Annotated in this window: 5 protein-coding genes; 1 reads left to right on the forward strand and 4 read right to left on the reverse strand. The window is 69.0% G+C overall.

The genetic code is table 11. From position 1 onward, the window contains the following. The 3 genes from P3W97_RS07275 to alr form a co-directional block, all read right to left on the reverse strand. Positions 1-2055: efflux RND transporter permease subunit (locus P3W97_RS07275; RefSeq protein WP_300845236.1), on the reverse strand; the 2055-nt coding region annotated here is incomplete at its 3' end. Positions 2056-2095: 40 nt separating this feature from the next. Further along, positions 2096-3196: an efflux RND transporter periplasmic adaptor subunit gene (locus P3W97_RS07280; RefSeq protein ID WP_300845238.1), complete on the reverse strand. Its 1101-nt coding sequence runs from the start codon at positions 3194-3196 to the stop codon at positions 2096-2098. Between the two features lie 55 nt (positions 3197-3251). Beyond that, on the reverse strand, positions 3252-4436 hold the full coding sequence (alr, locus tag P3W97_RS07285) for an alanine racemase (protein ID WP_300845240.1): 1185 nt from the start codon (positions 4434-4436) through the stop codon (positions 3252-3254). 145 nt (positions 4437-4581) lie between these two features. Between alr and lplT the strand changes: the two genes are divergently transcribed. Continuing rightward, positions 4582-5865 carry a lysophospholipid transporter LplT gene (gene lplT / locus P3W97_RS07290; RefSeq protein ID WP_300845242.1) on the forward strand — a complete coding sequence of 428 codons (1284 nt, stop codon included), beginning with the start codon at positions 4582-4584 and terminating at the stop codon, positions 5863-5865. Between the two features lie 41 nt (positions 5866-5906). Here lplT and P3W97_RS07295 read toward each other — a convergent pair whose 3' ends face one another. Continuing rightward, positions 5907-6650, reverse strand: coding sequence for an LrgB family protein (locus P3W97_RS07295; protein ID WP_300845244.1), 744 nt, complete (start codon positions 6648-6650; stop codon positions 5907-5909). Between the last annotated feature and the right edge of the window lie 47 nt (positions 6651-6697).

Consider the following 6697-nt stretch of genomic DNA (forward strand, 5'->3'; position numbering starts at 1 on the left):
TTGCTCCTTGCGGTGTTTGGCGTCGATCAGGTTGACCTGCAGGTCACCCTGTTCGGCATCGGCCCGCAGATAGTACTGCCGCACCAGCCCGTTGAAGGTGATCGGGCTGGCGGTACCGGCGTAGCCCTGTACATGCGTGACTTCCGGCTGCTGCGCCAAGAACGCCGTCATATCTTGCAGCGCGGCGGCCGTGTCCTCCAACGCCGTGCCCGCCGGCATCTCCAGCACCACCTGAAATTCGCTCTTGTTGTCGAACGGCAGCATCTTCAGAATGACCGCCTGCACCGCCGCAAGCCCGACCGACAAGAACAGACCGGCCAGCACGCCCAGCGCGAGCAGCCAACGGTGGCGCGCGCTTTCCAGAAATGGCGTCAGCACGCGCGCGAAGAAGGTCTGCAGCCCGCGCGTCAGCGCGGACGGCCCGTGCGCTGCTGTGGGGCCGGCGCCGTGTTGGCCCATCAGCTTGTGCGCCAGCCACGGTGTCACGGTAAACGCGATGGCCAGCGAAATCGCCATGCCCATGCTGGCGTTGATCGGGATCGGGCTCATGTAGGGGCCCATCAGCCCAGTGACGAAGGCCATCGGCAGCAGCGCTGCGATCACCGTCAGCGTGGCCAAGATGGTCGGGCCGCCGACCTCGTCGACCGCGCGCGGGATGATGGACAGCAGCGATGCCTCGGGCGTGAGCTGACGATGCCGGTGGATGTTTTCCACCACGACGATGGCGTCATCCACCAAAATGCCGATCGAGAAGATCAGCGCAAACAGCGACACGCGGTTGAGTGTAAAACCCCACGCCCACGAGGCAAACAGCGTCGCCGTCAGCGTCAGGATCACGGCCACGCCGACGATGACTGCCTCGCGCCGACCCAGCGCCAGCCCGACCAGTACGATCACGCTGCCGGTCGCAAAGATCAATTTGCTGATCAGCTTGTTGGCCTTGTCCGCTGCGGTTGCGCCATAGTCGCGGCTGATCGTCACCTCTACGCCGTCGGGGATCAGCGTGTTGTGCAGGCGTTCGAGCTGTTGCGTGGCTGCGCGCGCCACATCGACGGCGTTCTCGCCCGGCTTTTTGGTCACGATCACTGTCACTGCCGGGTAGGCTTGTCCGGGCTGCGCGCCATCGGGCAAGGCGCCAGCCTGCCCGGGCGTGTGCCAGACATAGCGGCGCGGCAGTTGCGCGCCTTCCTCGATGCGCGCCACCTCGCGCAGGTAGACCGGACGGCCCTGGTGCACGCCGACGACGATGTCACCGACATCTTGCACGCTTTTTAGAAATTCGCCGGTTTCCACCGTCAGCAAGCCGGGCTCGCCGGGTTGTTGGCGAGGCTGCGCCACGGCGCCGGACGGCATCGCTTGGTTGGCGGCAGCGATGGCCTGATGGATGGCCTGCAGCGCGACGGCGCGTGCGCGCAGCCGCTCCGGCTCGATCCAGACGTGGATCGCGCGTCCTGGACCGCCGATGGTCTGCACCTCGCGCGTGCCGGGCACGCGCTTGAGTTCGGTCTCGATCGCGTGCGCGACGCGCTCGATCTCCCACGCGCTCTTGCCCGCAGGGCTCCACAGCGTGGCAGCCAGCACCGGCACGTCGTCGATGCCCTTGGGCTTGACGATCGGCGGCAAAACGCCCAGACCCTGCGGCAGCCAGTCTTGATTGGCATTGAGCACGTCGTACAGACGCACCAGCGCCTCGGTGCGCGGCACGCCGACCTTAAACTGCACCGTCAGCACTGCCACACCGGGGCGCGAGACGCTGTAGGTGTGCTCGATGCCGTGGATCTGCGACAGCACATGCTCGGCCGGCTGTGCCACCATCTTTTCGACATCTGCGGCAGAGGCACCCGGAAACGGGATCAGCACATTGGCCATCGTGACATTGATCTGCGGCTCCTCTTCGCGCGGCGTGACCAGCACCGCAAAGAGGCCCAACAGCAGCGCCACCAACGCCAGCAGCGGTGTGATGGCGTTGGCCTGAAAGGCTCGGGCGATCACACCCGAGATGCCCAGCCGTTCGGCCTGGGTACCGGTGGGGGGGATTGGGGATTCGGCATTCATCGGCCGTTCTCCTGCATCAGGGGCAAGGGACGATGGCCGATCACTGCGCGGCCTGCGCACCGCGCAGCCCGGCGCGCACCGGGTCGAGCGCCACGCGCTCACCCGGCTGCAGGCCCGACAAGATCTCCACCCCAGCCTCGCCGTGGTCGGCGCCGACACGCACCGCGCGCAGCACAAAGCCCGAAGGGGCGCCAGCAGGCGCCGCCACATAGACGGCGGTCAACTCGCCGCGGCGCAGCAGGGCGCTGGCTGGCACCACCAGCCGTTCGTCGCTGCCAGCGGCAAAGCGCACCTTGACCGCCTGCCCGGGCAGCACGCCCTGCGCGTCGGCGGGCGCGAGCGACAGGCGCCACTCCACCGTCTGTGCCACCGGGTCGGCCGCCGGCAAGCGGCTGCGCCCGCTCGGTTGCACCCAGCGCCCATCGGGCAGGTGCACCTCGATGCGCTGCGCGCGCTCGGCCAGCGCCGATTGCGATGCAGGAACATGCACCGTCGCGCGCAGCGGCTGCGGTGCGTAGATCGTCAGGATCGGGCGGCCGGGTGCGGCCAGGTCGCCGGCCTCCGCGTGCGTGGCCAGCACGAAACCGTCGAACGGTGCAGTCAGCCGTGTGAAGCCCTGCGCCAGCGCAGCCTGTGACTGCGCCGCCTTGGCCTGCTGCAGCGCGGCGCGTGCGGCAGCGGCCTGCGCCTCGGCGGTGTCGACCGCTGCCTGCGAAACGAAGCCCTGCGCGCGCAGTTCGCGCGTGCGCTTGGCATGGGCCTCGGCGTTGCGCAGCTCGGCTTCGACCTGCGCCACTGCGCCACCGGCGCGCTGCACGCCGGCGCTGGTCTCGCGGTCGTCGATCACCGCCAGCACCTGTCCAGCGCGCACGCGGTCGCCGGCCTTGACCTGCAGCTGCACGATGCGGCCGCTGGCTTGGGCGGACAGCGTCGCCTGCTGTTGGGCTTCGATCGTAGCGTCCAGCAGCAGCGCTTGACCAACCGGGCGGCGGGCGGCTTCGGTCACTGGCACGCGTGGGCCGGCAGTTTCGCCCTGCGCCCAGGCAGGCGCGAGCACCGTGCCACCGAGCAATCCGGCAGCGGCCACGCCGAGCCAGCGCCGACGGGCCAGTGGGGAGAGAGGCATCGTACGTCCATCCATGGTCTGATCCTCCAATGGGCCGTGAGTATAGCTTGATACCCCCAGGAGTACAAGTCTAAGGGGTCTCAAGGACGCCTGTCTCGCCCGCCCCGTCGACAGCGAAGGGTACCCGCGCGGCCACCGCGCACATCAGCTCGTAGGCGATGGTGCCGGCGGCCTGCGCCACGTCGTCGATCGGCAGCACCGCGCCGCTGGCGCTGCGGCCCCACAGCACCACCTCGTCGCCGGGGCGGCACGGGCCGCCGGCGGCTTCCACTGGGGTCAGGTCCACGGCCAACATGTCCATGCTGACGCGGCCCACCAGCCGCGTGCGCGCGCCGCGCACCAGCACCGGCGCGCCGTGGTCCTGCGACAGACTGGCGTGGCGCGGGTAGCCGTCGGCGTAGCCACAAGCCACGATGCCGACGCGCAGATCGCGCGGCGCGGTGTAGATCGAGCCATAGCCGACCGTTTCGCCGGCGGCCACCGGCTGGATGGCGATCAGCCGGCTGGCCAGCGTCATGGTCGGCTGCAGGTTCCACCCGGCAGCGGTGTGCGCCGGATGGTCGGGTGCGCTGCCGTAGAGCGCGATGCCGGCGCGCACCCAGTCCGCCGCCAGCGCCCCGCCGTCGTCGCCTAGGCGCAGCTGCCGTGCATGGCGCAGCGTGGCGGCGCTGTTGCACAGGCTGCGCTCCCCCGGCAGGTCGCGCGTGGCGCGCACGAATGCCTCCACCTGGTGCAGCACGCCCTCGCGCCCCAAGCGCTGCCCATCGGCGTCGGAAAAATGCGTCATCAGCCCAATCTCGCCGACTTGCGGCAGCGCCTGCAGCCGCGCCCAGGCGGCGCGGTAGGCCGGCGGGCGAAAGCCGAGCCGGTTCATGCCCGAGTTCATCTTCAAGAACACGTGGTGCGGCTGGTGCGTCTTGTGCGCTGCCAGCCAGTCGATTTGCTCCTCGGTGTGCACCACGTGCCACAGGTCCAGGCGCGAGCAGGTCTCCAGGTCGCGTGGCTCGAAGCAGCCCTCCAACAGCAGTATGGGACCGCGCCAGCCCAGCGTGCGCAGCCGCTCGGCCTCGGCCAGGTCGAGCAGCGCAAAGCCGTCGGCGGCGCGCAGCGCCGGCCAGACGCGCTCGATGCCGTGGCCGTAGGCGTTGGCCTTGACGACGGCCCACACGCGCGCGTCGCCGGCGGCGGCGCGGCAGCGGTTCAGGTTGTGGCGCAGGGCATCCAGGTGCACGGTGGCAAGGATCGGGCGGGGCATGGCAGGCGATGGGAAAAAGAGGGAGGCGGATGGCGCTGGCGCGGGCGCATGCTATAAACCGCGCACCCTGCGCCAGACGCGACTTTCGCACAGCCGGGTGGTGTGCACACCCCCGATACGAGGCTATTTCGGATATTTCGCCCCCATGAAGCGCGGCTTCTACACCATCATGATGGCGCAGTTTTGCAGCTCGCTGGCCGACAACGCGCTGTTCGTGGTGGCGGTGGAGCTGCTGCGCAGTCGTGGCGCGCCGCCGTGGCAGGCCGCTGCGCTAGTGCCAATGTTCGCGCTGTTTTACGTGTTGCTGGCACCGTGGGTGGGGGCGTTTGCGGATTCGCGGCCCAAGGGGCAGGTCATGTTCATCAGCAACGCCATCAAGGTGGTGGGCTGTGTACTGATGCTGACCCCTGTGCACCCGCTGCTGGCCTACAGCCTGGTGGGTCTGGGCGCGGCGGCGTATTCGCCGGCCAAGTACGGCATCCTGACCGAGTTGCTGCCGCCGTCGCAGCTGGTCAAGGCCAACGGCTGGATTGAGGGGCTGACGATCGCCTCCATCATTCTCGGTGTCGTGCTGGGCGGGCAGCTCGTCTCGCCCGCGGTGGCAGCGTGGCTGGATGCGCAAGAGGCGGTATGGCTGCGCGCTTGGCTGCCGACGGCGGTGGAACTGGCCATCGTCGGCCTGGTGGTGGTGTACGGGCTGGCGGCGGCGTTCAACCTGCGCATCCCGCGCACCACGACACCGTTGCGCCACCTGCCGCCCAATCCGCTGGCGCTGCTGCCAGACTTCTGGCGGTGCAACTGGCGCCTGTGGCGCGACCACCTGGGCCAGATCTCACTGGCGACGACGACGCTGTTCTGGGGCGTCAGCGGCAATCTGCGCTACATCGTGCTGGCCTGGGCGGCGGCGGCGCTGGGCTACAACACCACGCAGGCCTCCAGCCTGGTGGGCGTCGTTGCGGTCGGCACGGCGGCGGGAGCGGTGGTGGCCTCGGTGCGCATGCGTATTGAACAGGCCCCGCGCGTGATGCCGCTGGGCGTGGCGATGGGGCTGCTGGTGGTGCTGATGGTGGTCATCCGCGACGTTTGGGTGGCCGCGCCGTTCCTGGTCCTGCTGGGGGCGCTGGGCGGTTTTCTGGTGGTGCCGATGAACGCTCTGCTGCAGCACCGTGGCCACAATCTGATGGGTGCTGGCCGCTCCATCGCGGTACAAAACTTCAACGAGCAGGCCTGCATCCTGGGCCTGGGCTTTCTCTACAGCGCCGCCACTGGGGCGGGGCTGTCGGCGTTTGGTGCGATCATTGCGTTCGGGCTGCTGGTGGCCAGCGTCATGGGGTTGATCATGCTGTGGCACCGCCGTAATTTGCGCTGCCATTCGCACGAATTGGCTCGCTTATTCGAAATCGCCCGCCGTGACGATCTGCACGGTTGATCGAGTGAGGCCCAGCGGCGCCCGCGCCGCCAGCTCCCGTCTCAGCGCATCAGCAGCGCCAGCAGGCCGTGCATCAGCCAGGGCAAGGCGACGGCGTTGAACAGGGCCGCCAACCCCATCGCCAGCCCGGCAAAAGCCCCCATCGTCGCACTGACCTGAAAGGCCCGCGCGGTGCCGATGCCGTGGGCCGTGACGCCGAGGGCAAAGCCGCGCACCATCGGGTCGGCGATGCCCAGCCGATCGAACAGCCAGCGCGCCGTTACCGCTCCCCAAATGCCGGTGACCACGACCAGGACGGCGGTCAGAGACGGCAATCCGCCCAGGCCCTCAGCGATACCCATGGCCACCGGTGTGGTCACCGACTTGGGGGCCAGCGAGGCCAGGGTCTGCGGGCTAGCGCCCAAAAGCCAGCCCAAGACCACGGCGCTGACCGCCGCAGCCAACGCCCCAGTCACCAGCCCCACGAGCAGCGGCAGCCAAGTCCGTCGCAGCAGCGGCCACTGCGCGTGCAGGGCGACGGCCAGCGCCACCGTCGCTGGGCCGAGCAGAAAGTGCACGAACTGCGCCCCTTCAAAATAAGTGGCGTAGGGTGTGCCGGTCAGGGTCAACAGCCCCCCGAGCAGCGCGATGGCGACGGCCACCGGATTGGCCAGCGGGTGCGCGCCACAGGCCAGGAATAGACGGTGCGCCACGCCGTAGGCCAACAGGGTGATCGTCAGCCCCAACAGCGGTGAGGCGGCCAGATAGACCCAAACTTCTCCCAGACGGGTACCGTCAAGTGCAATGGCGAAGGTGTTCACGGGGGGCGTACAGGCGAAGATACGGGTGGGGG

Origin of the sequence: Tepidimonas sp. (assembly GCF_029335975.1) — a bacterium.
GTDB lineage: Bacteria > Pseudomonadota > Gammaproteobacteria > Burkholderiales > Burkholderiaceae_C > Tepidimonas.

What these genes read in the sequence shown, in the direction of transcription:
- alr (WP_300845240.1), bottom strand. Translation starts at nt 4,436, where the DNA reads ATGCCCCGCCCGATCCTTGCCACCGTGCACCTGGATGCCCTGCGCCAC.
- lplT (WP_300845242.1), top strand. Translation starts at nt 4,582, where the DNA reads ATGAAGCGCGGCTTCTACACCATCATGATGGCGCAGTTTTGCAGCTCG.
- P3W97_RS07280 (WP_300845238.1), bottom strand. Translation starts at nt 3,196, where the DNA reads ATGGATGGACGTACGATGCCTCTCTCCCCACTGGCCCGTCGGCGCTGG.